Genomic DNA, 26,873 nt, shown 5'->3' on the forward strand with positions numbered 1-26,873 from the left:
CAACAAGATGAAGATTTCCCTGACAAACCGTGTCCGAACGACGATCAGAGAGAGGAAGCTCTTCCGAGAAGGAAACCGCCTCGTACTGGTCGCTCTCAGCGGAGGTGCCGACTCGGTGGCTCTGCTCTGCGTATTGCGCGAATTGGGGTATGAGACGGTGGCGGCACACTGCAATTTCCACCTCCGAGGGGTAGAGAGCGATGAGGATGCAGCTTTCGTGGAGGGCCTATGCCGTGATCTGGATGTTCCGCTCCATCGGATCGACTTCGACACGGTTCGTTATGCTCGCGAACGGTCGATTTCGATCGAGATGGCTGCTCGAGAACTGCGTTACGAATGGTTCGGACTGTTGCGGAAAGAACTGGCTATCGAATACGTGGCGGTGGCACACCATGCCGACGACAATGCCGAAACCATGGTGCTGAACCTCTGTCGGGGAACGGGAATCAGCGGCCTGTGCGGGATGCCCTATAAGCGGAACGATGGTATCGTGCGCCCCCTGCTGGATGCCACACGGGATGAGATAGAGGCTTATCTGCTCGACCAAAAAATCACCTATCGTACGGACTCTTCCAATGAGGATACGCGCTTCCGGCGCAATCTGGTCAGACACCGGATCATGCCGCTATTAAAGGAGTTGAATCCGTCGCTTCAGGAGGCGTTGCTACGCACTCGGGAGAATCTGGAGGGCGTTGCAGCTTTTTTCTCGAAGGCAACGGAGGATTTTCACAATACATTGAGAGCAACCGCTTCGATAAGCATTCGGGAGGTCAAAGAAACACCTGCTCCGTTTACGCTGCTGTACGATCTGCTGCATCCGTACGGGTTCAACAGGGATCAGATACGGGAGGTGGTCACGTCTTTGGACAATCCTCCCGGAGCTTCTTTTTTCTCTTCTTCGCATCGTCTCTTACGTGAGAGGGATCGGCTTACGGTACTTCCCTTATCGCCAAAGATGGAGGTGCCGGAACTGTTCGGCCTTAAAATCGGAGATTCTTTCCTCGATCTGCCGGATGGAAAGCAACTGAGTTGGCAGCGCGGTACCCCTGCCGATTTGGACTTGGAGGGTCTGCGGCTTCCGAATACCAAGCTATTGTTGCCTTTGGCATTTGTAGAATCTTTACAGGAGGAGCTTGGGGTTCGCCGTCCGCAACGAGGGGATCATATTCATCCTTACGGGATGAAAGGCTGCAAGACGGTGAGCCGTTTCTTTATCGATCGTCACGTGCCACGACGCCGGAGGGAAGAGGCTTGGCTCCTTTGCCAAGGAACAGAAGTGGTATGGATCATGGGCTATGCGGCTGATCGGCGATTCGCCATCGATGAGCTGTCGGATACGGAAGAATATCTGCTCTTCTCTTTCGAGCTATAGAGCTTGCTCGATGGCTTTTTCTCTTGCCCGGGAGCCTTTCTCCTTCGCATCCATCAGGATAAAATAAGCACGGTAAAGGCGGAGTAGGGTATAGGAATACTGTCCATTGAGACGTTCATACAAGGATTTGAGCTCGAATATGCGAGAGGGATTGGTGAAATAGGGGTGTAATTCGGAAACGATACCTGCATCTATATAGGCATCGGGAGCCAATCGTCCTTTCTCTATCAAAAGGGCAAGGTGCCCTTCGATGGTACTCGGACTGAGTTTCCGCTCGGTAGCGACCTCTTCTATGCTCATACCTGCCAGTAGCAATTCGAGCGTTGTCTCGTGGGTAGTCTTTTTCTTTTCCTTGGCTTTTTTCTCTTTACTCTTTCGATTGCCGGCGGCTGTTGGCAGGGCTTCGTCCTTGGGTGAAACGCTGCGTACCCATTCGGCTATCAGCTCTTCCGTCCGAAGTTCCTGTCTGCTAAGGCTTTGGCCGGCAGAGAGAGCACCGAAAACGGCTCGTAAGCGAAGCAGGCGGTACACGGCGGTATGAAGATTGTCCTGTAGCTCGAGCAGTTCTTTCGCAAACTGTTTGGCTTTTTTCAGCATTCCGACTTCTTGGATCGTGGAGGAAAGTTCGCCTGCTATGGCAGAAAGTTGTGGCAGGAAATAGTCCACGGCTTTGTCAATTCGCTCTTTGACGGCACCGAATCCAAGCGGAGACTGCCCCCAAAGGCCGGCAAGTTGCCGGCGAAAACGTCCGGCTACTTCCGCCATCGCATCTATCTTGGCCGATTGTTCGGCTGCTCTATCGCTATAATGGCTTTTGCTGCTCAGCTCGCTCTCCTCCCGATAGCTGAGACTGTGTTTGTGCCATATATTCATCAAGCTCTGCCAGTCGAAAGCCTCGTCGGATTGCTGCTTCCAATAGATAAGACTGTTTTCCTGCAAAGAAGTCCGGAGTTCTTTTTCGTCGGGCTTCGTCTGTGCATATTCGACCAGTTCTTGGGGAGTTTCCAACCCACGCAGATCGGGAGGGGAGAGCAGTATCATCCCTTCAGGGCCCGTCATACGTGACAGGGCTACGTAGGCCTGACCGGGAACGAAGACACCTTCCAGATCTATGGCGGCGTGTTCGAAAGTCAGTCCTTGGCTCTTGTGCACGGTGATAGCCCAAGCGGCTCGAAGCGGAAAAAGGCGGAAGCTGCCGATTACTTCCTGTTCGGGGGCATTGGTCTCGGGGTTCACGGAGTAGCGGACGTTGGTCCACTCGTGTGGCTCTACCTCTATAAGCTCTCCGCCGTCAGTCCGAACGACTACCGAGGAAGGAGAAAGGGAGTGGACTACGGCTATTTTCCCGTTGTAGTAGCGTCTAAGTTGGCGAGTATCATTGCGAACGAACATCACTCTGGCACCTTCTTTCAACGTCATCGTCGGCTCCAAAGGATATAGATGTTCCGGAAAATCGCCTTTGATGATCGCTTGGTAGGAATGGGGCAGTGCAGGTAAGGCTTCCAAAGCGCGTCGATTGATCTGATCGGCTTTGTGATTATGCGTTGTCAGCGTAATATAGCCTTCGTGACAGGTGCTGTCGAAAGTCGGATTCACATGATCCTTCAGGTAGGTCAAGTCGTCTGCCGGCAGACGATTGTGGCGCAGGTTGTTCAGCAAGGACGTAAAGCGTACATCTGTCTGCCGGTATATGGTTTCCAGTTCGAGGAATACCGGCGGATGCTGACGAATCACCATGGAATGAAAAAAGAAAACGCCTTGATAGATTGCTGACATTAGCTCCCATTCATGCGGTTTGACTACCGGCGGAAGCTGCATAAGATCACCGATAAACAGGACTTGTACTCCACCGAAAGATCGGGGATTGCTCCGCACGCGACGAAGAACAAAATCGATCAGATCCAGCGTGTCGGCACGGAGCATGCTGACTTCGTCGATGATGAGCAACTCCATGTTTCGAAGCAATTTGCGCTTCGAAGCATGCATACGTGTCTGTTTCCAAAAAGATGTTGGCGTAAGGAAGTTTACGCCCGTTGCACTTTCGAGAGATACCTCGTACGGAATGAATGTTCCCGGTGGAAGCTGTAAAAGCGAATGCAGCGTCACCCCACCGGCATTCAACGCTGCTATTCCGGTGGGAGCGGCTACTATGCAGTTTTTGAATGTGTGTTGGACTATATGGCGCAGCAGGGTCGTTTTGCCTGTGCCCGCGTTACCGGTAAGGAAAAGGTTACAGTTCGTGCGGTTGATAAAGTCCAGCACATATTCTTTTGTGTTCATGGAGAATTGTTTCAGGCAGACAACAATTATATCGCTTTGTCAGCCGCTGACATAAAATGTTCCTTACCCGAAAAGACAGAATAGGGGAAATTATCGACGCCTGCGGAAACGGCGAACGATGCTACGCTTAACAAAGCCAAGCAAGGCACTGATCAGCAAAGGACGGCCGAAGTCGGTAAGCTGCTCGATCAGATGGAGAGTCGGCCGGCCTGTCGGAGTCATTAGCTTGGATGAAGAGATCTGCTTCTTGCCGATGAGGAAGCGAAGTATCTTATTGCCAAGGCTGCCAGGATAGATCAGATGGGTCTCAACTTCTTCGAAAATCATGTCGCCATAATTGTTGCGTACATGATCCAAACAGCGAAAGATGTCCTTCTGGTATCGTTCTGCTTCCTTATCGCATGCGTCTCGACGACGCTTCAGTTCGTAATATGCTCGCATATCTATTTCTATTATCGGTTTGCGCGACAATCTTTTTGAGATCTACTTATTTGTCGGCTCTTCATCCTCTTCTTTTTTTCTTTGATGGCGGGCTACAATTTCCAGTACCTCTCCGGCCAGCCGTCCGAGGATATATCTTCTGATCAGATGCCGACAAAGGTATCCGATCAGAAAGAACAACAAGTAAATCCCTACTACAACGAAAAAGCCTCCCGTAGCTCCTATTCCGAGCCACCGCCCAAAGCCGAATCCTAAAGCTATGCTCAAGAATATCAGTATCAGGAATGACATAAGAACAGACATAGCCAGCAGAGCCAATTTGGCGATCAATCGAGCTCCTTCTTCGGCTATCGTATATGCTATGCTTTCGGTCCGAAGTGTCAAATAGCTATATATATCTTCTATTAGTCGTTTGAGCATTGTCTGTCTATCTTAGTTAAACTTAAAAGGAATAGGGATGAAAAACGAGGGAGAAACAGCCGGAAAGAAATAATACCTCGACCCGGTAGCAAAGTTATGATGACCGCACGTAGCTTGCTTTATGCCAAAAAATACAATTTCCCTCCGGAATATCCGACTTGCGCAAAGAGCAACACGCTACCCGCACAATCCAAGATACAAAGAGAAAAGGCGTGTAGATGGTATGCCTGGCACACGATCTACACGCCCCCGGAGTTATTCACTTCTGAGATCGTCGAGTACTTCGTCGTACTTGTCACCGATCTCTTCCACCATATCTTCGGTGATTCCCTTCATTTTCCTACGGTACTTCTGGTAGCGATTCTTGGCTTCATAATAGCCTTCCACCACGCTATCCTTTACTTTGTCGGCTGTACTGTTGATGTCTTCAACGAAGCGAGTACGCTTTTCACGATCAGCGAAATAAGCAGCGGCAGCCCCAATAGCAAGGCCCACTAACAGACCGAGAGAAAACTTTCCTTGTGAGCTCATAAAAAATCCTCCTTACTTTATTAAATGCTTTGAATCAATTTTGTCAGAAAACCAATTGCACCCGAATGATGAATCGTTTCGATAATTGTTCATCCGTAAAGATAAAAGTTTTTTCCGAATGAAACAATCACCTTTCCCCGACTCTGCAGTTTCTTCCGAATTGTAAATGCCACTTCATATTCATTGCTCCATTATTTTTACTTTTGTTTCTAAAATAGAATACGAATGGACAGAGCACAGTTGCGAGGTATGGGGGTTGCCCTGATTACCCCTTTCGACGAAAAGGGAGAGGTAGACCACGAATCGCTTCGACTTTTAGCGGATTATCAGGTAGCGGGAGGTGCCGACTACATCGTAGCACTTGGCACAACGGGTGAATCGCCCACCATCGAGGAAGCCGAGCGCTCTGCGATATTGCAAACAGTCAGAGAGGCGGTGGCAGGACGGTGTCCGATCATCGTTGGAGCCGGAGGCAACTACACCGAACGCCTCGTCAATCGGATTCAAGCCATGGACAAGACCGGTGTAGATGCCATCTTATCCGTTGCTCCTTACTACAACAAACCCACGCAAGAAGGCATTTATAGACATTATAGGACTTTGGCCGAATCTACTGATACGTCCATCATCCTCTACAATGTCCCCGGGCGAACGGGTGTGAATATTAAGTCCGAAACCACTCTCAGATTGGCTACAGACTGTCCGAATATCATCGGCATCAAAGAAGCTTCGGGCAATGTGGATCAAGTGCGTGCAATAGTGCTGGAAAAACCCGATCCTTTCATTGTCCTATCAGGCGACGATCATCTCTCCCTTTCCTTTATAAAGGAAGGAGCCGAAGGAGTTATTTCCGTGATCGGAAATGCCTATCCGGAGCTTTTCAGTCGTTTGATACATCTGTGTTTGGAAAACCGATTTGAAGAAGCCGAAACCATCCAACAACGACTGGAAGGAATGTGCTACCTGATGTTTGTCGATGGTAATCCGGCCGGAATCAAGGAATTGCTCTATCAAAAGGGTCTCATCCGTCACAATATACTAAGGCTGCCGCTTGTATCTGCATCGGACTCTACCTCTACTTTGATTGCCAGAGTTCGCAATCAGATCGAACAGCGGTAAAAAATTTTCAGCTTTCGTCCGTACTGCCATGCCCATCATTCCCTCTAAAGTCCTGTTTGTAACCGGAATAGACACGAATATCGGGAAAACCTATGCCACGGCTTTTCTTTTCGACAAGCTCTCCGAGTCAGGGCAAAAGGTCATCACCCAAAAGCTCGTACAGACGGGATGTGTAGGTGCTTCGGAGGATATAGAAGCACACCGTCGTCTGACCGGATACCCTACAATGGAAGAAGATGGTTTGGGACTTACTTGCCCCTATATTTTCAGTTATCCGGCTTCTCCTCACTTTGCAGCCGAGATAGATGGTAAAAGGGTGGACTGCAAGATAATAGACCAAGCCACTGAAACTCTCCTCTCTCGTGGCTACGATCGCATCCTTCTGGAAGGAGCCGGCGGACTGATGGTGCCCATCACCAAGGACTATCTTACAGCTGATTTTATAGCTGACAGAGATTATCCTATTGCACTCGTGACGAGTGGCCGACTGGGGAGTATCAACCACACGCTACTCAATCTGGAATTGTGCCGACATAGAGGTATTTCGGTCGAATCCATTGTCTACAATCTTTATCCTGCCGAAGACGACCGTATTATTGCTAACACCCTTGATTATCTCCGTTTCTATCTGCATAAATATCATCCCGATACGCAACTTATGGTGATGCCGGAACGGAATTGATTCGGACACACTACAACATATTAGGATCTTATTCCAAAACGAAAAAGCCTCCGACTCACCTTGTTAGGCAGAGTCGGAGGCTTTTTCGTTTCCGTTAGCTAAGGCTTACTTCAGCGTACCTTGCTGTGCTTGTTCGATCATCTTGGCATTCGGCAAGATATAAACCTCCACACGGCGGTTGGCCGAACGTCCGGCAACTGTGCTATTGTCTGCAACCGGTTCATGGCTCCCACGCCCTTCGGCTGCCATGCGCGACATACTCACACCCTGAGAATTCAGGAAAGAATATACGCTGGCTGCACGTCTCTCAGACAGAGGATCGTTGATCTTGTCGGAGCCGGTATTGTCCGTATGGCCTACGATACGAATATCCGTGTCGGGGTTTTTGTTCATGTTTGCAGCAAACTTCGTCAGCGCAGTGCGTGAGTTGGGACTCAGAGTGCTGGAGTTCGTCGCAAAGAGGATACCGCTATCGAAAGTAACCAGAATAGCCTCTCCGTCATTTACTGTCTGAATCGTAGCATCGGGTACTGCGGCCTCCAGTTCTTTTTTCTGCTTGTCCATCTTCTTTCCGATGAGAGCACCGGCTGCTCCACCGACTGCAGTACCGACGATGGCACCGACAGCCGTATTTCCGGCTACGTTACCTACTCCGGCACCAATGGCGCCTCCTACTCCGGCGCCGATAAGGCCGCCTTTTGCCATATTGTTCAGTCCGCAACCGGCGAACACGAGAGCCACAGCCAAAGCTGAGGCTACTACACTTGATTTCTTCATTGTCTCTTCTTTTTTATTCGTTTACACACGATGCTTTGTTCACACAAAGCTATCCCGTGAAGGGATCAATTATCTTTATTGGCAAAGTACTTCATAAACTGCATACGCTCGTACATCGTTGCCGACTTCACGCTCGCTGCATTGAGCTTGCCTCGGAATTCACTAACCGAATAATAGCCCTTTACTTGCATCCAGCTCTCAATGGTGGCGATCATTTCGGCCACGAATTGAGGTCCCTTTTTGTAAAGAACCGTACATATCTGAGTCACATGTGCACCGGCCAGCAGGCACTTGAGTGCGGCCTCACCATCATGAATACCTGTGGAAGAAGCGATGGATATGCCCGGTACCAATGCACTCACGATACCGGCATGGCGAATCGTATCTGATATTTCTCCTGCAGAGGTAAATACGTCTCCGGCCACCATCTGTACTTTGTCGATGTCGATGTCGGGCTGGTATGAACGATTGAAAAGCACCACACCCTTGGCTCCTGCCGCACGCAGCTTATCGACGAGAGATGGGATATTGGCAAAAGATTTGGAAAGCTTCACCACTACAGGGATTCTGATGGCTTTGATCAGAGAGCTGATAATATCCACATACATCTGTTCGGCTTTGTTGGCATCGAAGAAGAGATCGGTATTGAGTCGCATCACGTTGATTTCGAGAGCGTCGGCTCCGGCCTCTTCGAACTGCTTGGCAAAGTCCACCCACGAATCGGAGCGGAAGCAGTTGATGCTGGCTATTACGGGGATAGCCACCTCGCGCTTCACTTCGCGGAGGAAGTCGAGGTGTTTGGAGATCTCGTTGCTCTGTACATAGGCATTGATATAGTCTGCCGCCTCAGGGTAATCCATCGGGGACATCATTTGGGACATTTCTGCCTCGATCTGCTCTTCGAACAGTGATTTCAGTACGATGGCAGCAACACCCGCTGCTTCGAGATCTTTGATGGTTTTGAGGTTGCGGGTCAGTCCCGAACATGCTGCAACAATAGGATTTTTCAGGCGCAAGCCGGCGAACTCAGTGGACAAATCGATCATATCTGTTTATTATGAATTACGAAAAAGACCCTGCAAGCCTTCCCCGATCACTCTCGGCCATCTCTGTTTAAGACAGACGAAAAATACCCTCGACAACAGGGCTTCCCAGTGCCTCCGGCACATATATGCGAGATGCGGGCTACACAGAAGGTCTATTCTATTGATACTTACACTTTTGTTAGGATGAATACTTGCACAAAGATATAATTTATTTCACCTCAGGCATTAATCCAGGGCAATCGCATTAGAAATCTGATGATAGTATTTGGGAAGGTTTTCTGAGGGCGTTTATCTTTTGCAGCGCATTGAATGAGCTTTTGGATCTGCTCTTCAATCGTTCAAGAAAGAAGAGAGCTATCTTATGGATTATATTGACATTTTTGGCTGCATTGTCCTTTCGTCTGAGCGATCGATCTTCTCCGAGAATGACATCATGACAATGGTGCAGATTGTTCTCTATGGCCCAATGGTATCATGAGCTTACAGACTTCTTCGGCATTTGACAGATATTTCCCATATCCTTTCACAAAAGGCGAACCCCGATCCAAAAATTAAAGGGCTGTGTCAAAAAAACTATTTCAACACAGCCCTCTGCTATTGGTTTGTGACCCCGGTGAGGCTCGAACTCACGACCCAATGATTAAGAGTCATTTGCTCTACCAACTGAGCTACGGAGTCAATACCTATCAAAAGGTAAACCCTTCTGATTTTGACGCTGCAAAGGTATGCTTTTTTTGTTATGCGCCAAATGAATCCGAAAAAAATTCCTCTTTATGCGTTCCTGCATCAACAGTCACGATCTCATCAGTCTGATGCGAGGGCAATGTGTGGGGATTTCGTGCTTGTCTGTTGGCCGAGCCTGTAGGATGGAGGCGTTAAGGCTTCACCATTGTCGGAAAGTCTACGACTGACAGCCTCGGAAATACGAACCAGAAACGCTCCGATTGTGGCGCGTGTTTTTCTGAAAAGCGGCGCGAGAATTTTTTCGCAGTGGCGCGAGATTTTTTTCGCTCCCGCGCCAAAACCGAAAAGTTTGCGCGCCACGTTTTTGGGAAGGACAAAAGAGAAAATTTCCGCGCGTAAACTCATCCGACAGGGGATGATGCTCCCTACACATTCTTTTAGTAGGAGGAATGTCTGTCGGCTGTCTCTGCTTGTGGAGTTTCTTCCGGTCGAATAGACGAGGGTTGTCCTCTTCGATTATCGATACAATCATTGTATGGATTTTGCGTTTAACAGAAAGAGGTTCTGCGGATCCGATCCCAAAGGAAAAAGAACGAGGAGATCCTTCTCCGATGATGGAGCTGTGGAGCTTGCCCGAAGCTGAGAGGGATTCGGACAGAATGAGGAATATCCCCCTACCGCAGTAGACCATTATTCTCTATCTTTGGGCGCATAGCATACCTGTTTCTTATGCAAAAGAATACGAACAAGAAACCTTGCCAACAACGAAAAGCGAAAACTACAGGGTATGGGCTGGAGCGGTAATCAAACATTCTTCGAGCGAAGCCGCATCATGATGCGCGTTACCTTTATTTTCGCCGCCATGGTCATTGCTCTCCTTACGTTGTTTGCTTCGGACAGACTGATCGATAAGATGGCCGGCGAGGAAAGGCAGAAAATCGAGCTATGGGCACAGGCTACCAAGATCGTGGCCTCCGACGATGAAGCCGTTCTGGCCAAAGACCTTGTTTTGCAGATTATCCAATCCAACAATAGCATCCCCGTCATCCTGTGCGATCCCAAAGACTCTATTATTTCGTACAACAACATCGACATTCCGGCCGGCAAACCTGCCCTACCCTACCTCCAAAAGAAGCTTCGTTATTTCAAGGAAGGGTATCCTCCTATCCGAATAGAAATAGAGGCCCGTCGGCCACAATTCCTCTATTATTCCGACAGCCAAACCCTACGGCGACTGTTGGTATTGCCTTATATAGCTCTGAGCGTGATATTTGTCTTCCTCGGTATTTCCATCATGGCCTTGCTGGCTGAGCGCAGATCCGAACAGAATCGTGTATGGAACGGACTCTCCAAAGAGACTGCCCATCAGCTCGGCACGCCCATATCCAGCCTGATGGCATGGGTGGAACTCCTCAAGGCATCGGAAGAGGATCCATCTATCACCAATGAGATGGAAAAGGATATAGACCGACTGCGTATGATAGCCGAACGATTCCAAAAGGTAGGCTCGGAACCCAAGACGGAAGTGCAGGATGTCCGTCCGGCTTTGGGCAGCACAGCGGACTACATGCGCTACCGCGTATCGCGACAAGTGGACATAGAATTGAGGATGCCGAATGAGGTCATCGGCATAGCACTTTCGGCACCGCTGTTCAGTTGGGTGATCGAAAATATGATCAAAAATGCCGTCGATGCCATGAGCGGTAAAGGAAAGATCACGATCGAACTTAAGGAGAAAGGCTCGTATGCAGTAATAGACATTACCGACACGGGCAAAGGGATCCCCAAGGGGAAAATGCGCGATATATTCCGTCCGGGCTATTCCACGAAGACCAGAGGTTGGGGCTTGGGCTTGTCTCTGGCAAAGCGAATCATAGAGAAATATCACAAAGGGAAAATAAGCGTAAAGCAATCGGAGCCGGGTATTGGCACCACTTTCCGTATTCTGCTGCCGAAACAGACCGATCTGCCATAAGTATACGAACGAAATATGGAGCCGAACCGATCCTTTTCCGCCCCGTACTCCGGGGCTTTGATTTTAGAGTATATTATCGCACGGATTCCGGCAGAGAGATCGGTGAAATTCCCACCGTCGAGGAACTCCTGCGTAACGACAAGCTCAGAGAATCCAATCAAGAAATGATCGCTCTGAACGAATAGCAGTTGCTCTTAATATCCGCATCTCGCAGTATGCGTCAGTTCACCGAGGAAGATAATCCGCCTCCCTTTGCACTCGCAAGTCTGCATCTGTTGTGCATAAATGATTTACAGCATTATTACTACATTTACGGAGCTTAAATGTAGCCGGCCGGTGTCTTTCCCAATAGAAATGCACGGTGCAGCGTTATAAATAAATACAGGTTGAAGTCCGGGCGTGCCCATCGTTTCGACTTCTTGCTATTCACAATTGAAAAAGTAAAAAAAATGACATATAATGAATTACAACTGGAATTTGGAGCCGTTTACCGCAGAGGAACGTTCCCTCGGGACAATATTCTGTCGGGAGCTAAGGCTCGCGCCCGTAGTGGGGTGCCTATTGGCACGCAGGGGAATAGCTTCCGTAGAGGAAGCTAAGCGTTTCTTTCGCCCAAGATTGGAGGATCTCCACGATCCTTTCCTGATGAAGGATATGGACAAGGCTGTAGCTCGCCTGAACAGGGCGGTGGGGCGAAAGGAAAAAATCATGATTTACGGTGACTATGATGTAGACGGTACCACGGCAGTGGCACTCGTCTATAAGTATTTGCGCGCCACGGGCTGCTCCGAAACCCAATTGGATTACTACATTCCGGATAGGTACGATGAGGGTTATGGTATCTCTTATCGAGGAATTGATTTGGCTCACTCTCTCGGAACGAAACTGATAATCGTACTCGACTGTGGTATCAAAGCCGTCGAAAAGGTGGCATACGCCAAGTCGCTTGACATTGATTTTATTATCTGCGACCATCACAATCCGGATGAAACGCTACCTGATGCCGTTGCGGTGCTGGATGCCAAAAGAGCTGACAATACGTATCCTTACGAACATCTCTCCGGCTGTGGAGTCGGGTTCAAGTTTATGCAAGCCTATGCTCGGAGCAACAATTTGCCCGAATCCAAGCTCCTTCCTTTGCTCGACCTCGTGGCTGTCAGTATAGCTTCGGATATTGTCCCTATCATGGGAGAGAACCGCATACTCGCCTATTACGGACTGCGCCAACTTAATAAACGCCCTTGTCTCGGCTTGCAGGCTATAATAGATGTATGCGGTCTGAAGAAGCGAAGGATAGATATGAACGACATCGTCTTCAAGATCGGGCCTCGGATCAATGCTTCCGGTCGTATGATGAATGGGGGTAAGGCTGTGGAACTACTACTCTCTCAGGATGCTGTGGAAGCTCAAAGCCGAACGGCCAATATAGACGAATACAACGACCAACGCCGTGAGCTCGACAAGGATGTGACGGAACAGGCCATCGATATTTTGGGCGAGCTATCCGATGTGGACAAGAAGATCCTCGTTATATATCGGCCGGAATGGCACAAGGGCGTTATCGGCATAGTGGCCAGCAGGATGACCGAACGCTATTCGCGCCCGACGATCGTGATGACTAAGAGCGGTGATTTCATTTCAGGCTCGGCTCGATCCGTAGGAGGGTTCGATGTGTACAAAGCCATCGAACATTGCAAGGACTTGCTGGTCAATTTCGGAGGGCATCCTTTTGCCTCCGGTCTGACGATCAAAGAAGAGAATCTGGAAACCTTCCGAAAGATGATTACGGACTATGCCGAAGAGGCTGTATCTCCGGAACTACTGGTGCCACAAATAGATGTAGATGCCGAAATATCCATCGAAGAGGTCAATTACAAACTTCTCGACAACCTCAAGCGGATGGGACCATTCGGCCCGGAAAACTCCAAGCCGGTCTTTATATCCCGACAACTGTATGATGCCGGTGGTAGCAGGGCTGTAGGAAAAGCTTCCGAACACCTGAAGATAGATGTAAGAGTGGGATCGGGCGAACGCCATCCGGTGAGTGGGATTGCGTTTAATCAGGCCGGTCATTGCAATGAGATCAAAAACGGCTCATTTCGTCTTTGCTACACGATAGAAGAGAACGAATTCAACGGCAACAAATCATTGCAACTATTGGTGCGCGATATTAAGCCCGAAGAAGAATCTGCTATTAACGGAAAAACAAGATGAAAAAAACGCTCACGATGAATCTGGGAGGCAAGGTCTTCCACATCGACGAGGATGCCTATAACCTGCTGGAGGAGTATCTGCACAATTTAGCCTCACATTTCGATCGGGAGAACCATACGGATTGTAAGACGATCGAGGAATTCGAAGCCTACTTGTCCGACATGATGGTGGTGCGTTTGCATAGCGAACACGCCGTAATAAGTATCGGCCTGATTCGTGAAGTCATAGAAAAGATCAATACGGGAGAGCACTTTTCTTCCAATGAAGACAGTACGACTGCCGGATATTCTGCAGGGGCCGGTTACAGTCAGAAGGAGAGAGAAACTTCAGGCTATCGATACATGTCCGGGGAGGCTCCGAAGCGGAAGTTTTATCGCGACATGGATCATGCCGTTTTGTGTGGCGTGTGTAGCGGTATTGCTGCATATACGAGATGGAATGTGAATGCTATCCGTGTGATAGTCGTGTTGATGACGATTTTGGCTTCTCCGCTCTTTTGGATGATCATTATCGGTTATTTGGCCGTTTGGATGATAGCTCCACCGGCTATAACTGCTTCTCAGAAATTGGAGATGTATGGCGAGCCGATCACGGTGGAGAATATCGGTAAGCGAGTTGCTGCCGATGTCGATACCGGCCTTCACCGCAGGAATGCTTCTGTACTGAACACGCTGGGGTGTGTACTCAAAGGACTGTTCGTCCTCGTAGGAATAGGTCTTATCCTTGCTGTCGTTTTCGGTCTTTTCGGCCTTATATTAGAGCTGTTTGCAGACGGTTACGTGGCACATGCTCCTTTGACTTCGGACTGGATTTCTATTCCTTCTTGGATGATACTCTGTGCCACGATCTCCGTATTTATTATAGTAGCCGTCCCGATTATGGCCATCGTTTTCAGACATCAGGGACAGGGGAGAAACGGGATTATTCCTGCAGGTCTCAAATGGCTGGGCTTGACCATTTGGCTTGCTGCCGCTGTCCTATTGGCCGTAGTCTTCATATTGATAACCCGTGAACTGGGTTTGAATTTCTTCCTCCATCGCCATTCAGTATGATGTCAGAAATGCCTAAAAAACATTTAGGTTCCTTTTAGGACAATCCATAGTAAAGGTTTTTGCGTTTTTGTTCATATCTTCGTTTTAGAATCTTGCCTTTTGAAAAAGAATAACATCAGCTATTAATAGTATGAGCGATAATTGTCATTTGACTGAGAAATCATTTCGAAGTGTTGTCCTCCCGAAGGATTCCGTCCTGACTTTATTTTTCCGAATTTGTCTCCGAAACTGGTATTGGATACTCATTTCTGTTGTCCTTTTCGCCGGATGGGGTGTGGTGAAGTATAAGAGGGCCGGCATGGCTCCCAGCACCTATTTTACGACCGTAATGGCACGATTCCCCGAAGGCGTTCAGAGAGCAAGCTCCGGTGGGTTGAATCCAAACTACAATGTATATGATAATTATACGCCTCGTTGGGAAGGTATTTCTGTATTAGATCAGAATTCTATTTTCAATGGTCTTTGTGCTACAAGTCTCGTAGAAAGAGTGGGAGAGAAAATACAGTACGATGTGAATTATTATCTCCCGGGCAAAGTGACCAATCATGATTTTTACGATCATACACCCATTCATTTGATCTTTTCGCCGGAAAGTGCACTTAGTTCTTTCACTGTAAAGATGAAGGTGGAAAAAGAGCATGCTACGATTCTCTCTTTGAAAGGAAAGCATGATGGAGAGAAAGTAAGCATAAAGGATATTCGGCTTCCTTATGGTATTTCTGTGGCTACTCCGATCGGGGAACTTAGGGTGGAGAAAACGCCACGATTCGACTATGAAACTTCGAAAAAAGATTTTTTTTCTAAGCCTATCATAATAGTTACTAAAGAATCAAAGGACAAGGCGCGAGTGCTTTACGATTCGGGGCTTAGAACCGAGGAGTCCAAGGGCCGGATAGAAATGAGGATAACGATAAAGAGATCTTTAGGTTTTGCCAGAGACTTTCTAGACGGAATTATAGAAGAATTCGATATCCAGTCTCGCGAGAAATATCGTCAAGAGGTCGAAGAAAAAATCGCTTTAGCGGAAAAAAGTCTAAGCGATCTTCAAAAGTCGGAGGGTCCTGTATCCGATTCTACTCTTGTCTCTTTGGGAATCACAGAAAAGGAGAGGAACGCTGACAGTGAAGCTCTGCGGAAGAAGCTGGTGTCTATGATTAATGAATACAAAGTGGACCTTTTGACTGCTGATGCATCTTCGAGCCTGATTGTGTTGGACAAGACGAAGTCTGTTCCAGTGTCGAAGAAAGACTTATTGATCTTGATTATCAATTTGGTTATGGGGTTGTTTTTTCCCATGATTATCTTCTTTGTCTATATCGTTTTTCGTAATCTCATATTGGTACCTTCGGAACTTGGAGAAAAAGCACTCAAGCGTATATTAGCTCTATTGAATGGAAATAAGAAGAGAGCAGCCACGATGCAACGGGACATCGACTTGCTTCGTCTCAATCTGACTGAATACTTACCGGATTCGGCTTCCTCTTGTATTATTCTGACAGGCATGAGCGGTAACGAACAGACCGAGAGGATCGCGACGGAATTGGTAAGTTCATTCGAGAGAAAGGGAAAGAATTTCCAAATTCTCCACCTTGAAGAATCGGACGCTGCACTCAAAGAGATGACTGCTTTGCGTGAAAAGGGTATATCTGTTTTCGCTATTGCTCCGAGTGTAGTACGTAGTGCTTTGGCTGTTGAAGTGAGCTTTGTGGCGGATGTTTCCTTGTTGTTGGCTGAAAGTATGCACTCGAAGAGAAATGATAAAGACGAAGTTGAAGCATTTATCTGCCAAAGCCGCTGTCCTGCTTTTGTGCTATGGTTGGATAGGTATTAAGGGGGCATTCATCTCTCTAACTCAAAATTATTATGGGTATTATCCGGAGCATATTAGACACCGATCTATATAAATTCACCACCGGCTATGCCTATGCCAAGCTATTCCCCAGAGCTTATGGCGAATTTCGCTTCATAGACCGTAATCGGCAGGGCTTTACGGAAGAATTTGCGGAGCTGGTGCGAGGTGAAATACGAGCGATGGCTGCTCTGTCTTTGACTCGTGATGAAAAAGAGTTTCTCCAACGAGAGCTTCCTTATCTTCCACCGATATATATCGATTTTCTCGATGGCTTCCGTTTCGATCCGGAAGAAGTTACAGTATCGATAGACGCACAAGGCCACTTGGATATACGAGCGCAAGGCCTTCTCTACCGAGTGACACTTTGGGAGACGCCTATCCTTGCCGTCATCAGTGAGCTGTACTATCGTTTTATTGGAGCCAAGCCGGATTGGAAACAAGTAGAAGAGGTAACTCGATCTAAAGGGGAGTTGATGCGAGAGCATCGAACTACGTTCTCGATATTCGGTATGCGGCGGCGTTTCTCCCTTGAAGTGGAAGACCGTGTGACGGATATTCTCAAGCAGTATGCAGGTGAGAGTCTCTTTGGTACGAGCAACGTACACCTTGCCCATAAGCATGGGCTACGTGTTTCCGGCACACATCCACACGAATGGATACAATTCCATGGAGCTATTTACGGCTATAAGATGGCCAATTATGTAGCCATGGAGGATTGGATCAATGTCTATGACGGTGATCTTGGCACTGTGCTGACCGATACGTACACGACTGATGTCTTCATGCGCAACTTCAGTAAGAAGCATGCCATGCTCTTTACCAGTCTGAGACATGACAGCGGAGATCCCGAGATATTCATAGAAAAAGCAGTGCGACGATACGAAGAGCTGCGAGTGGATCCCAAAATCAAGTACATTATATTCTCTGACAGCCTCACTCCTCAGCGAGCTATAGAGATTCAAAAGTTGTGCGCCGGCAGGATTAAGGCCAGCTTTGGAATCGGTACCAATCTGACCAATGATGTGGGTGGGGGCGTAGAGCCGTTGAATATCGTAATGAAGCTCTGGAAGTGCAAGATGACGGCGAAAGACGACTGGCACTACTGTGTAAAGCTGAGCGACGTCGATGGTAAGCATACGGGAGAGCCGGAAGAAATCCTTTTGGCGATGAATACACTGGGTATCAAACCGAAATAATGCTGACGGGACTATTCTTCGGATCTTTCAATCCGATGCATATCGGTCATTTGGCACTGGCCAATTATCTGACAGAATACACTCCGATCAGACAGTTGTGGTTCGTACCAAGCCCGTTGAACCCTCTAAAAAATACCCAAGAGCTGCTCCCGTACGATCTGCGTTGCGAGCTGATAGAGCAAGCCATTCGAAAGGATATCCGTTTTCAAGTTCTGCGCATTGAAGAGCTGCTCCCTTCTCCTCACTACACAATCCGGACGCTTCGTGCTCTCTCCATGCTGTATCCTCATCATCGGTTCGCCCTCCTGATCGGGGCGGACAACTGGCAGAGCTTCGATCGATGGAAGGATCATCATCGGCTGATGGCCAAATACGAGCTAATCATATACCCTCGGTTCGGCTATGAAGTAAACGATACGACGCTTCCGACCGGATGTCGATACATACATGATGCCCCGCGAATAGAAATCTCCTCTACCCAAATCAGGACAAGCATATTGGAAGGAAAAGATCTACGCTATTGGCTACCTCTCCCTGAGTCTCAGGACGTCATAGCATCTGCCCTGCAAAGTTGTCTGTCACCAAAACGCTGAAAAAAGACAAGCTATGGAAGAAGAAAGAATGGTCACGCTCGTCTGCCTGCAAAGCAATGCTTTGGCAGAAGAACTCCAACGAATGCTTGCCGAGACAGGCATCACGGCCTATTTGCGTAATGAATACACCAACCGTATCATAGGCCCTATGTGCGATGTCGGCGGTGTGAGAATTGAATTGGCCGAAAGCGACCTCGAGGCTGCTCGTATTGTTTTGGCGGAGTCCGGATTGCCATTGGCAGAACCGGAGCAGACCCCAGTAGGGCGTATCAGCCGATGGGCAGACAACTTGCCTCTCCTGCGCAATCGTCCTTTGGAACAACGGTTATGGATCATTACGGGACTGCTCCTGGTCTTTCTCGGACTGCTTTCCATCATACTCTATCTCTTAAGCTAAAGCAATATGCCCAGGCGTAAACCGCTTAGTAACAGTCAGATCATTTGTATCGCACTCCTTTGGATACTGCTCGTAGTCTATGCCATTGGGGCAGGAAAACCGAGTGGACAATTATTTTTCGGCATCATCGCATCCGGTATCATCGTATTTGTCACTATCTACAAAGACATTCGTCGCAGAGGAAAGTAGAACGACTCGCCACTTTTCTCTCTGATATCACTCTCATTACAATCCCATGTATCATTGTTCTCGTAAGTCTCTCACCTTTTTTCTTGCCTTGCTATTTTGTGTTATGGCTCTTTTTAGCTGTGGCACCAAGCGAAAACTGCCTTCACAAGTCCACGCCGATTATCCCAAGCGGGAGTTCCGTGCAGCTTGGATCCAAACCGTCTATCAGGGAGAATACGCTCGTCTCTCTCCTACCGAAGCACGCCGTCTGCTGATCGGGAGGTTGGATAAACTCAAAGAAGCCGGCTGTAATGCGATCATTTTCCAGATCAGGCCCGAGAGCGATGCCTGGTACGAATCCGCTATAGAGCCGTGGAGCCGTTTCCTGACAGGCCGACAGGGACAAGCCCCTACGCCTTTTTGGGATCCACTGGCTTTTATGGTCAGCGAATGTCACAAGCGAGGGATGGAACTGCATGCGTGGATCAATCCATACAGGGCCTCGACTTCGGGAACAGCAGGGCTTGCTCCCAATCATCCCTACCACCGTTATCCGCAATGGTTTGTCACCTACAACAACCAGCTCTATTATGATCCCGGTGTGCCGGATTGTAGGGCCTATATCTGCCGTATCGTACGAGATATTACGATGCGATATGACATCGATGCCATTCACATGGATGATTACTTCTATCCATATCCGGTAGCCGGTGCGGCTTTTCCCGATGACGACAGTTTTCGACGATACGGACAGGGATATACCTCTCAAACGAAGGGGGACTGGAGACGCGAGAATGTAAACAAGCTGGTGCATGAGATCAAACAGACCATACTGCAGTCAAAACCGTGGGTTCGTTTCGGAATCAGTCCCTTCGGCATATATCGGAACAAACGCACCTCCCCCTCCGGTAGCGAGACGGCCGGACTTCAGAACTATGATGACCTCTATGCCGATGTGCTACTGTGGCAAAAAAGAGGATGGATCGACTATGTTATCCCCCAAATCTATTGGGAGATCGGACACAAAGCCGCGGACTATGCCACGTTAGCTGAGTGGTGGGGGCGCAATTCTGTAGGAGCTGCGCATCTCTACTTCGGGCAAGATGTCAAACGAACGATGACCGCCCGACAACTGGCTTCCAAGATGCGGATGCAGCGATCCGTAGCAGTGGGGCATGCCCTTTGGCCGGCAGGCGAGGTAGTGAACAATACCGAAGGAGTGGCAGACAGCTTGCGTAGCCGTTACCACCGCTATCCCGCACTTATACCTGCTTATACGGCTATGCACCGACAGGCTCCTCCGAAAGTGAAAGGACTGCATGCCGCTTGGTTGCCATCAGGTTTTCACCTGATTTGGCTTGCTGAAAAGGATGAATCCGACCCTGTCAAAGCTTCCTACTTCGTGGTCTATGCCTTCCGTCATGGCATGAAGAAAACGATCCAACAAGCTGAAAACATTTGGGTGATTACTCCCGAAAACAGCATTCGCCTTCCCGACTCCCATGCTTCAGCCGATTATACTTATTGGGTGACGGCCGTAGATCGCTTCCACAACGAGAGCAAACCGGCCAAGCTGAAAGTCAAAGCCCGATACAAACGCCCCTGAGCGCATGCCTCGTCGCAAGACAAAAAAGAGAGAGGAGGGCCTGTCCGCAATCGACCTTGCCAATGAGGAGATGGGCTATGTGCTCAGCCTGATCGAACGCACAGACCAAAGCCTCTTCCTGACCGGCAAGGCCGGAACGGGTAAGTCCACACTGCTTCGGCATATCTGTGCTACGACGCATAAGAAGTTTGTCGTGCTTGCGCCTACCGGCCTTGCGGCACTGAATGTCGGAGGGCAGACGCTCCACTCGTTTTTCAAACTGCCTCTTCGCCCCATTCCGCCGAACGATCCCGATTTGAGTACTCGTGACAGACGGGTGTTCGATGTGTTTCGCTACACGAACGAACACAAGAAACTGATCCGAAGTCTCGATCTGATTATCATAGACGAGGTGTCCATGGTTCGAGCGGATGTCATCGACGCCATCGATAAGCTCCTCGGTATATACAGAGGCCGGCAAGAAAGGCCTTTCGGCGGTGTGCAGATGTTGTTCGTGGGAGATCTTTATCAGCTTGAACCTGTGGTAACGGCAGATGATGCCGACATACTGAAACGATTTTATCCCAACCCCTTCTTTTTCTCTTCCGAGGCACTGCGAGCAACCCCTCCCGTCACAGTGGAGCTGACCAAGGTGTATCGACAGACAGAGCAAGCATTCGTGCAGATACTCGATCGAATCCGATCGGGCAGGCTTACCGAACAGGATCTTCAGGACATCAATAAATGTGTCAATCGTCATTACGAGCCGCCGAAGGACGAACCGGTCATCACACTTGCCACCAAACGCCGGCACGTGAGTTACATCAATGAGCGGCAATTGGAACAGCTACAGGGCGACCCCATCACCCTGTACGGTACTATCGAAGGCGATTTTCCCTCCTCATCCTTGTCGACAGAGGAGGAACTTACACTGAAACAGGATGCTCAGGTGATATTCGTCTCCAACGACAAAGATCGTCGATGGGTCAATGGAACACTCGGCATAGTAGCCGGTTTCGATCAGGAGAGTGAAACGATAGATGTATGTCTCAGCACCGGAGAAGTTGTAACGGTGGAACCATGCATCTGGGACAATAAACGCTTCTCCTATAATGAGCAAGCCAATAAAGTGGAGGAGGAAGTACTGGGAAGATTCGTTCAGTATCCGCTCAAATTGGCTTGGGCGATCACGGTACACAAGAGCCAGGGACTGACGTTCGATCGCGTGATCATCGATTTCTCGGAAGGTACCTTTGCCGGCGGTCAGGCCTATGTAGCTCTCAGCCGGTGCCGTTCGCTCGAAGGTATGGTGCTGCGTGCACCGCTTGCCGGTCGGGATGTGATCGTCCGTCGTGAGATCATCGATTTTTATTCGCGAGCCAATGATTTGGAGATCATCAATGGCTCACTCCTGCGTGCCGAAGCAGAACGCGAGTATGCACAAGCCCTCCGACTGTGGAATGCTCGCCATTATACGGAAGCCATCGGTGCCTTTTCGCAAGCATTAGCGAGGAAGAACGAATTGGACGACCCGCTCTTTCGTCGCCTGCTGGTGAGTAAGCTGTTCGAAATGGAGCACGCACGCCGTCGCGAGGAAGAGCTGCGTCGCGAGTTGGCCGAGCAACGCGAGGTTATGCGTCGGCTGGCCAAAGAATATGTGCTGATGGGCAATGACTGTATTACAGAGGCTCATGATGCTCATGCCGCTATTCGCTGCTACGACAAGGCCCTTACGCTCTACCCCGACTATGTGGAAGCCTTAGTCAGGAAAGGCAAGACATTAGCCGGGCTGAATGAGATAACCGCTTCCCTCTCCACCTTGAACCAAGCCATAGCCATTGCTCCGATGGACTTTACTGCCAGATTCACATTGGGACAAGTCTTGGAGAAATTCGCTTACTACCAAGAAGCCCTCGATGCGTACCGACAAGCTGATGGACTCAACCCCCAAAGTCGCTCATTGCTCAAACGGCTCATTGCCCTCTGCGAGGAGCTGGACGAAGAAGACGAAGCCAATCTCTACCGAATCCGCCTACGCAAACACCGAGATCAGACCGGACATAAATAAAACGGCTTTCTTGGAGATTTCGGATGAAAGATGATTGGAGGGCGGAAACTGATAAATACAAAGGCTGCTTTCCCGCCCTCCAATCCAACATATACAATTACAAATCGACTGCTGAGAGTTCGGCAAATGCCTGTTGGTAGTCGCGTTCGGCTTCCATCGCCCGACTGACGGTATCGTAGTAGAGTCCCATTTCGACAATATAGTCCAGCAAGGAGATCTCTCCTGCATCCAATGCTTTCTTGAGCAGGTCGGCATTGTCGGAGGTCGTCAGCAATCTGCGATAATTTTCCGCCGTGGTCTTTAGCCCGGCGGCACGTTCGTACAGGAGCTGAAGCTCGCTGTACAGCTGCTGCCGACTGTCCGTCTCACGCATTTCTGCGGCTCTGACCGAAGCTTTCGCTTGTTTGACGCGGTTTTTGTTTTCCCACAGAGGCACGGATATTCCGAAAGATACTCCCTGAAACCTTTCGCTCCCGACCTTCTCGCTTACATAGCCGGCAGAGAAAACCGGCAATCCTGCTGCTCGGCTCAATGCTACCTGCTGCTTGCTTGCGGCCACCTCTTCTCGGGCATATGCCAACTGCGGATTCTTTTCCGCTACCTGATCGAACCATACAGAGAAAGACTGCGGTAGCACGATCTCCGTATAGCGGCTTTCGTCGAATACGATCTCTTTGCCTCCGTTCAACCGCTCGAGCCGGACGAGCAGAGCCTTTCGATCCACCTGAACACGGGATATTTCACCTTCGACGGAGGCGAGGTTCAGCTTGATCTTGTTGTATTCCAACTGGTTGGTATCGCCGGCTTTGAGGCGCGCTTCGTACCCTTCGGCAATGGTGCGGGCATGTCGGAGCCGACGCTCCAATTCGAGCAAAAGGGCTTTGTTGTATATCAATTCGATACAGCAAGTCTTGGCCTCCAGCAGGATGTTCATGCGATCCGTTTTGTATCGCCAGTCCAAGAGTTTGTCTTGCATCTTGGCTGCACGACTCTTCATACCCGTGATAGTAGGAATATCGACACTCTGCGTAATGCTGAAGTCCGTCCGATTGCCGATTTCCGCAGGGTTTCCCCATAGGTAGCCGACCTCCACTTCCGGATTGGACAGGAATATTCCGGTGCGGTTGTTCAGTTTTTCTGCATCTGTGCTCTCTCGAAGAGCTTTCAACGTGGTATTGTTCTCTTCGATGGCATGCAGTACATCATTCATGCCGTTTTGTGCCCAAACGGGAGCAGTCACCAAAAAGGCCAATATGCTTATGAAGATTGCTTTCATTCTTTTTCCGTCTTTCTTATTCGATTGTTAGTTGTCGATTTCGAAATGTCCTTTCTCGATAGCTTTTGTCGGTCAGCAGATACATAATCGGAACGATAAAAGCGTTGAGAATGGTGGAGGAAAACAATCCCCCGAGTATGACCTTCGCCATCGGACTCTGGATCTCGTTGCCCGGAAGTTCGCCCCCCAGTGCCAGCGGTATAAGAGCGAGCCCGGATGTAAGGGCTGTCATCAGGATCGGATTCAGACGATCCAGCGAACCTCGCAGGACACTTTCGTATGGTGAAAGGCCTGCTTGCTGCAAATCGTTGTAACGCGAAATGAGCAGCATACCGTTGCGCGTGGCTATTCCGAACAGGGAGATAAAGCCGATGATGGCCGGAATACTGATAATCCCACCTGTGAAGAAGATGGCAAAGACACCTCCGATAAGAGCCAAAGGCAGGTTGAGCAGGCTGACAGCCGATTGAGAGAGACTTCGGAACTGATTGAAAAGCAGCAGGAAGATCACCAAAATGGAAAAAACGGAGGTGACGAGAAGGGTACGCGACGCTGCCTGTTCGCTTTCGAACTGCCCTCCATACTCGATATGATAGCCCTCGGGAAGCGTAATATCGGCATCGATCCTTTCCTGAATATCATTGACAACGCTGCGCAGGTCTCGACCGGCCACATTGGCTGAAACGACTATTTTTCGGGAAACGTTCTCGCGGTTGATCGTATTCGGCCCCGAAGCCGACACTATATCGGCCACATAAGCGAAGGGTATCTTCCGTCCGCCGGCGTCTATGATGAGATCTCGGATGCGGTCTGCGCTCTCGCGGCTTTCATCGTTCACCTTCAAAGAAAGATCGAACGAACGATTGCCCTCGTACACCTGCGAAACCACTTCTCCTGCAAGCATCACATTGACTATTTCGGCAAAACTCGCCGGTGTGAGTCCGTATTTGGCCAGCATCTCACGCTTCGGTACGATCTTGAGTTGCGGTCGCTCCACCTGCTGCTCCACATTCAGATCCGCCACTCCCTTCACATCGTGAACGGAAGTCTTGATCTGATTCCCGATTGCAAACAGCCGGTTCAGATCCGGACCGAATAGTTTGATGGCGATATTGGCGCGCGTACCCGAGAGCATGGCATCGATGCGGTGCGAAATGGGCTGGCCTATTTCGATATTCACACCCGGCAGCACTTTGAGCTTCTCGCGAATGTCGGCAAGGACTTCGTCTTTGGAACGATCCTTGAGGACGAAGGGCACCTCTATTTCCGACACATTGACTCCCAGTGCGTGCTCGTCCAGTTCGGCGCGTCCCGTCTTACGCCCCACGGTCTGTACTTCGGGGACTGAAAGCAGGATTTCTTCCGCCATACGCCCCATTCTGTCGCTTTCCTCCAGCGATATGCCCGGTAGAGTGCTTACGTTGATGGTGAACGACCCTTCGTTGAATGGAGGCAGAAAACTGCGTCCGAGGGTGAAGAAGACGATAAGTGCAGCCACCAGTACACCACCGGTCATAAGCAATACTTTTTTCGTGTTGCCAAGAGACCACTGCAGGGCCTGTCCGTACCAGCCTTTCAGTTTCTTGGCCACGATGGGTTCCTTCTCCGGCGAATCATCTTTCTTTCTCTTAGCCAGCAAATAGCTACAGAGTACGGGGGTAAGCGTAAGGGCTACGATGGTAGATGCCAGAAGGGCAATGATAAAGGCGATCCCAAGCGGAACCAGCATACGTCCCTCCATACCGGAGAGGAAAAACAGCGGTACGAAGCTGGCGATAATGATAAAGGTGGAGTTAAGGATCGGCATACGCACCTCCTTGGAGGCTTCGAATATGACGTTGAGCACCGTGTCCTGTTCTTCGCGAGGCTTCATACGGTTTTCGCGCAGGCGTTTGTATACATTCTCCACGTCCACGATGGCATCGTCCACCAGCGAACCGATGGCGATAGCCATACCTCCGAGACTCATCGTATTGATGGTCAGTCCCATCAGTTTGAGTGTCAAAAAGGATGCAACCAGCGAAAGGGGAATGGTGACCAGCGAAATGATCGTGGCACGAGCATTCATCAGGAAAATGAATAATACGATGACGACGAATATGCCTCCTTCGTACAGAGCTTTTCGTACGTTGCTGATAGAATTTTCGATGAAACGCTCTTGACGGAATATGTCTGTACTCACTTTCACATCGGAGGGGAGAGCCTTTTGCAGATCGGCCAGAGAGCGATCCAACCTTTCGGTCAGCTCCAGTGTACTCGTCGCCGGCTGTTTGGTGATGGTCACGAGTACGGCAGATTGTCCTCGCTCGGAAGCAAGGCCCAACTTCGGTGCCTTATTGCCCACCCTTACCTCTGCCACGCTTTCGAGCATGATGGGAATATCATCGAGACTTTTTACCAGTGTCTTACCCAATGCGGCAGCATCGTTCGTGGAGAGGAGTCCGCAAATGATATATTCGTTGCCGTATTCATACAGCACGCCACCCGATGCATTGCGGTTCATTTGGTCGACGGCAGCACGTACTTCGGCCAGCGTGATACCGTAGTGCTTCATCCTTTCGGGATTGAGCAGTATCTGATATTCCTTGATGTCGCCTCCGAGTACTGTCACCTGTGCCACACCTCCGATCGAGAGCAAGCGCGGACGGATCGTCCAGTCGGCCAAAGTACGGAGGTCTTGGAGAGAGGTGCTGTCGGCCGTAAGTCCGATAATCATGACTTCGCCGAGGATGGAGGATTGGGGACCGAGCGTAGGTTTGCCCACATTGTCCGGCAGATCGGCACCGACCACGGCCAGCTTTTCCGACACGATCTGACGAGCACGATAAATATCCGTCCCCCAGTCGAATTCCACCCAAACGATAGAGAAGCCCGTAGTGGAAGACGAGCGCACGCGACGCACGTCGGTAGCTCCATTGACGGCCGTCTCGACGGGGAAGGTTACGAGGCGTTCCACTTCCTCGGGTGCCATACCGGTAGCCTCCGTCATCACTACGACGGTAGGAGCGTTCAAGTCAGGGAATACGTCCACCTCCATATTGGAGGCCGTATAGGTGCCGACCAGCATCAGCAGTACGGATGCTACCAATATGGTCAGCCGGTTGTTCAGAGAGAACCGAATGATCTTGTTCAGCATGATCGAATA

The 26,873-nt window shown here is 49.5% G+C and carries 23 protein-coding genes and 1 tRNA gene; 14 read left to right on the forward strand and 10 right to left on the reverse strand.

What is annotated here, in order from left to right; genetic code table 11:
- The first annotated feature begins 7 nt into the window (after window positions 1-7).
- Window positions 8-1,372: a tRNA lysidine(34) synthetase TilS gene (gene tilS, locus PGN_RS09420; protein WP_012458669.1), complete on the forward strand. Its 1,365-nt coding sequence runs from the start codon at window positions 8-10 to the stop codon at window positions 1,370-1,372.
- On the opposite strand, the gene PGN_RS09425 is transcribed toward tilS, so the two are convergent.
- The 4 genes from PGN_RS09425 to PGN_RS09440 all read right to left on the reverse strand — a co-directional run bounded on the left by PGN_RS09425 (window position 1,367) and on the right by PGN_RS09440 (window position 5,044).
- Complete coding sequence (locus tag PGN_RS09425) at window positions 1,367-3,652, reverse strand: helix-turn-helix domain-containing protein (RefSeq protein WP_012458670.1); 2,286 nt, start codon at window positions 3,650-3,652, stop codon at window positions 1,367-1,369. The two genes, tilS and PGN_RS09425, sit on opposite strands and share 6 nt — an antisense overlap.
- A gap of 90 nt (window positions 3,653-3,742) precedes the next feature.
- Window positions 3,743-4,093, reverse strand: coding sequence for a hypothetical protein (locus tag PGN_RS09430; protein WP_004583701.1), 351 nt, complete (start codon window positions 4,091-4,093; stop codon window positions 3,743-3,745).
- 42 nt (window positions 4,094-4,135) lie between these two features.
- On the reverse strand, window positions 4,136-4,513 hold the full coding sequence (locus PGN_RS09435; RefSeq protein ID WP_004583702.1) for a hypothetical protein: 378 nt from the start codon (window positions 4,511-4,513) through the stop codon (window positions 4,136-4,138).
- Window positions 4,514-4,768: 255 nt separating this feature from the next.
- On the reverse strand, window positions 4,769-5,044 hold the full coding sequence (locus tag PGN_RS09440) for a YtxH domain-containing protein (protein ID WP_004583703.1): 276 nt from the start codon (window positions 5,042-5,044) through the stop codon (window positions 4,769-4,771).
- Between the two features lie 225 nt (window positions 5,045-5,269).
- On the opposite strand from PGN_RS09440, the gene dapA reads away from it, so the two are divergent.
- Both dapA and bioD read left to right on the forward strand, forming a co-directional pair.
- A complete protein-coding gene (gene dapA / locus PGN_RS09445; protein WP_012458671.1) occupies window positions 5,270-6,163 on the forward strand; it encodes a 4-hydroxy-tetrahydrodipicolinate synthase in 894 nt (297 codons plus the stop codon).
- Window positions 6,164-6,191: 28 nt separating this feature from the next.
- The gene (bioD, locus tag PGN_RS09450) at window positions 6,192-6,845 is read left to right on the forward strand and encodes a dethiobiotin synthase (protein ID WP_012458672.1); all 654 of its coding nucleotides are present in this window, start codon (window positions 6,192-6,194) and stop codon (window positions 6,843-6,845) included.
- A 105-nt stretch (window positions 6,846-6,950) separates the two neighbouring features.
- Here bioD and PGN_RS09455 read toward each other — a convergent pair whose 3' ends face one another.
- The 4 genes from PGN_RS09455 to PGN_RS12515 form a co-directional block, all read right to left on the reverse strand.
- On the reverse strand, window positions 6,951-7,622 hold the full coding sequence (locus tag PGN_RS09455) for an OmpA family protein (protein ID WP_004583707.1): 672 nt from the start codon (window positions 7,620-7,622) through the stop codon (window positions 6,951-6,953).
- A gap of 65 nt (window positions 7,623-7,687) precedes the next feature.
- On the reverse strand, window positions 7,688-8,668 hold the full coding sequence (locus PGN_RS09460) for a dihydroorotate dehydrogenase-like protein (RefSeq protein WP_012458673.1): 981 nt from the start codon (window positions 8,666-8,668) through the stop codon (window positions 7,688-7,690).
- A gap of 605 nt (window positions 8,669-9,273) precedes the next feature.
- Window positions 9,274-9,346, reverse strand: a tRNA-Lys gene (locus tag PGN_RS09465).
- 197 nt (window positions 9,347-9,543) lie between these two features.
- Window positions 9,544-9,690 carry a DUF1661 domain-containing protein gene (locus PGN_RS12515; protein WP_143733428.1) on the reverse strand — a complete coding sequence of 49 codons (147 nt, stop codon included), beginning with the start codon at window positions 9,688-9,690 and terminating at the stop codon, window positions 9,544-9,546.
- Between PGN_RS12515 and PGN_RS12520 the strand changes: the two genes are divergently transcribed.
- The 11 genes from PGN_RS12520 (at window position 9,659) to PGN_RS09520 (ending at window position 22,452) form a co-directional block, all read left to right on the forward strand.
- Window positions 9,659-9,751 carry a DUF1661 domain-containing protein gene (locus PGN_RS12520; protein WP_143733427.1) on the forward strand — a complete coding sequence of 31 codons (93 nt, stop codon included), beginning with the start codon at window positions 9,659-9,661 and terminating at the stop codon, window positions 9,749-9,751. The genes PGN_RS12515 and PGN_RS12520 overlap by 32 nt on opposite strands.
- A 388-nt stretch (window positions 9,752-10,139) precedes the next feature.
- Window positions 10,140-11,327, forward strand: a complete 1,188-nt coding sequence (locus PGN_RS09475) for a sensor histidine kinase (RefSeq protein ID WP_012458675.1) — start codon at window positions 10,140-10,142, stop codon at window positions 11,325-11,327.
- A 459-nt stretch (window positions 11,328-11,786) separates the two neighbouring features.
- Entirely contained in the window at window positions 11,787-13,541 is a 1,755-nt protein-coding gene (gene recJ / locus PGN_RS09480; RefSeq protein ID WP_012458677.1) for a single-stranded-DNA-specific exonuclease RecJ, read from the forward strand.
- Window positions 13,538-14,593, forward strand: coding sequence for a PspC domain-containing protein (locus PGN_RS09485; protein WP_012458678.1), 1,056 nt, complete (start codon window positions 13,538-13,540; stop codon window positions 14,591-14,593). Before recJ ends, PGN_RS09485 begins: the two co-directional genes overlap by 4 nt.
- A 535-nt stretch (window positions 14,594-15,128) precedes the next feature.
- Window positions 15,129-16,424: a hypothetical protein gene (locus PGN_RS09490; RefSeq protein ID WP_231845238.1), complete on the forward strand. Its 1,296-nt coding sequence runs from the start codon at window positions 15,129-15,131 to the stop codon at window positions 16,422-16,424.
- Between the two features lie 32 nt (window positions 16,425-16,456).
- Window positions 16,457-17,641: a nicotinate phosphoribosyltransferase gene (pncB, locus tag PGN_RS09495; protein WP_012458680.1), complete on the forward strand. Its 1,185-nt coding sequence runs from the start codon at window positions 16,457-16,459 to the stop codon at window positions 17,639-17,641.
- Window positions 17,641-18,234: a nicotinate (nicotinamide) nucleotide adenylyltransferase gene (nadD, locus tag PGN_RS09500; protein ID WP_012458681.1), complete on the forward strand. Its 594-nt coding sequence runs from the start codon at window positions 17,641-17,643 to the stop codon at window positions 18,232-18,234. The genes pncB and nadD overlap by 1 nt, the downstream gene beginning before the upstream one ends.
- 13 nt (window positions 18,235-18,247) lie before the next feature.
- Complete coding sequence (locus PGN_RS09505) at window positions 18,248-18,631, forward strand: putative signal transducing protein (protein WP_004583721.1); 384 nt, start codon at window positions 18,248-18,250, stop codon at window positions 18,629-18,631.
- Window positions 18,632-18,637: 6 nt separating this feature from the next.
- Window positions 18,638-18,820, forward strand: coding sequence for a hypothetical protein (locus PGN_RS09510; protein WP_004583722.1), 183 nt, complete (start codon window positions 18,638-18,640; stop codon window positions 18,818-18,820).
- Window positions 18,821-18,923: 103 nt separating this feature from the next.
- On the forward strand, window positions 18,924-20,405 hold the full coding sequence (locus PGN_RS09515) for a glycoside hydrolase family 10 protein (protein WP_012458682.1): 1,482 nt from the start codon (window positions 18,924-18,926) through the stop codon (window positions 20,403-20,405).
- Window positions 20,406-20,409: 4 nt separating this feature from the next.
- Window positions 20,410-22,452, forward strand: coding sequence for an AAA family ATPase (locus PGN_RS09520; protein ID WP_012458683.1), 2,043 nt, complete (start codon window positions 20,410-20,412; stop codon window positions 22,450-22,452).
- Window positions 22,453-22,549: 97 nt separating this feature from the next.
- On the opposite strand, the gene PGN_RS09525 is transcribed toward PGN_RS09520, so the two are convergent.
- Both PGN_RS09525 and PGN_RS09530 read right to left on the reverse strand, forming a co-directional pair.
- A complete protein-coding gene (locus tag PGN_RS09525) occupies window positions 22,550-23,728 on the reverse strand; it encodes a TolC family protein (protein WP_012458684.1) in 1,179 nt (392 codons plus the stop codon).
- A gap of 16 nt (window positions 23,729-23,744) precedes the next feature.
- Window positions 23,745-26,864, reverse strand: a complete 3,120-nt coding sequence (locus tag PGN_RS09530) for an efflux RND transporter permease subunit (protein WP_012458685.1) — start codon at window positions 26,862-26,864, stop codon at window positions 23,745-23,747.
- Window positions 26,865-26,873: the final 9 nt, after the last annotated feature.

It is taken from the genome of Porphyromonas gingivalis ATCC 33277 (assembly GCF_000010505.1).
In the GTDB taxonomy this organism is placed as follows: domain Bacteria; phylum Bacteroidota; class Bacteroidia; order Bacteroidales; family Porphyromonadaceae; genus Porphyromonas; species Porphyromonas gingivalis.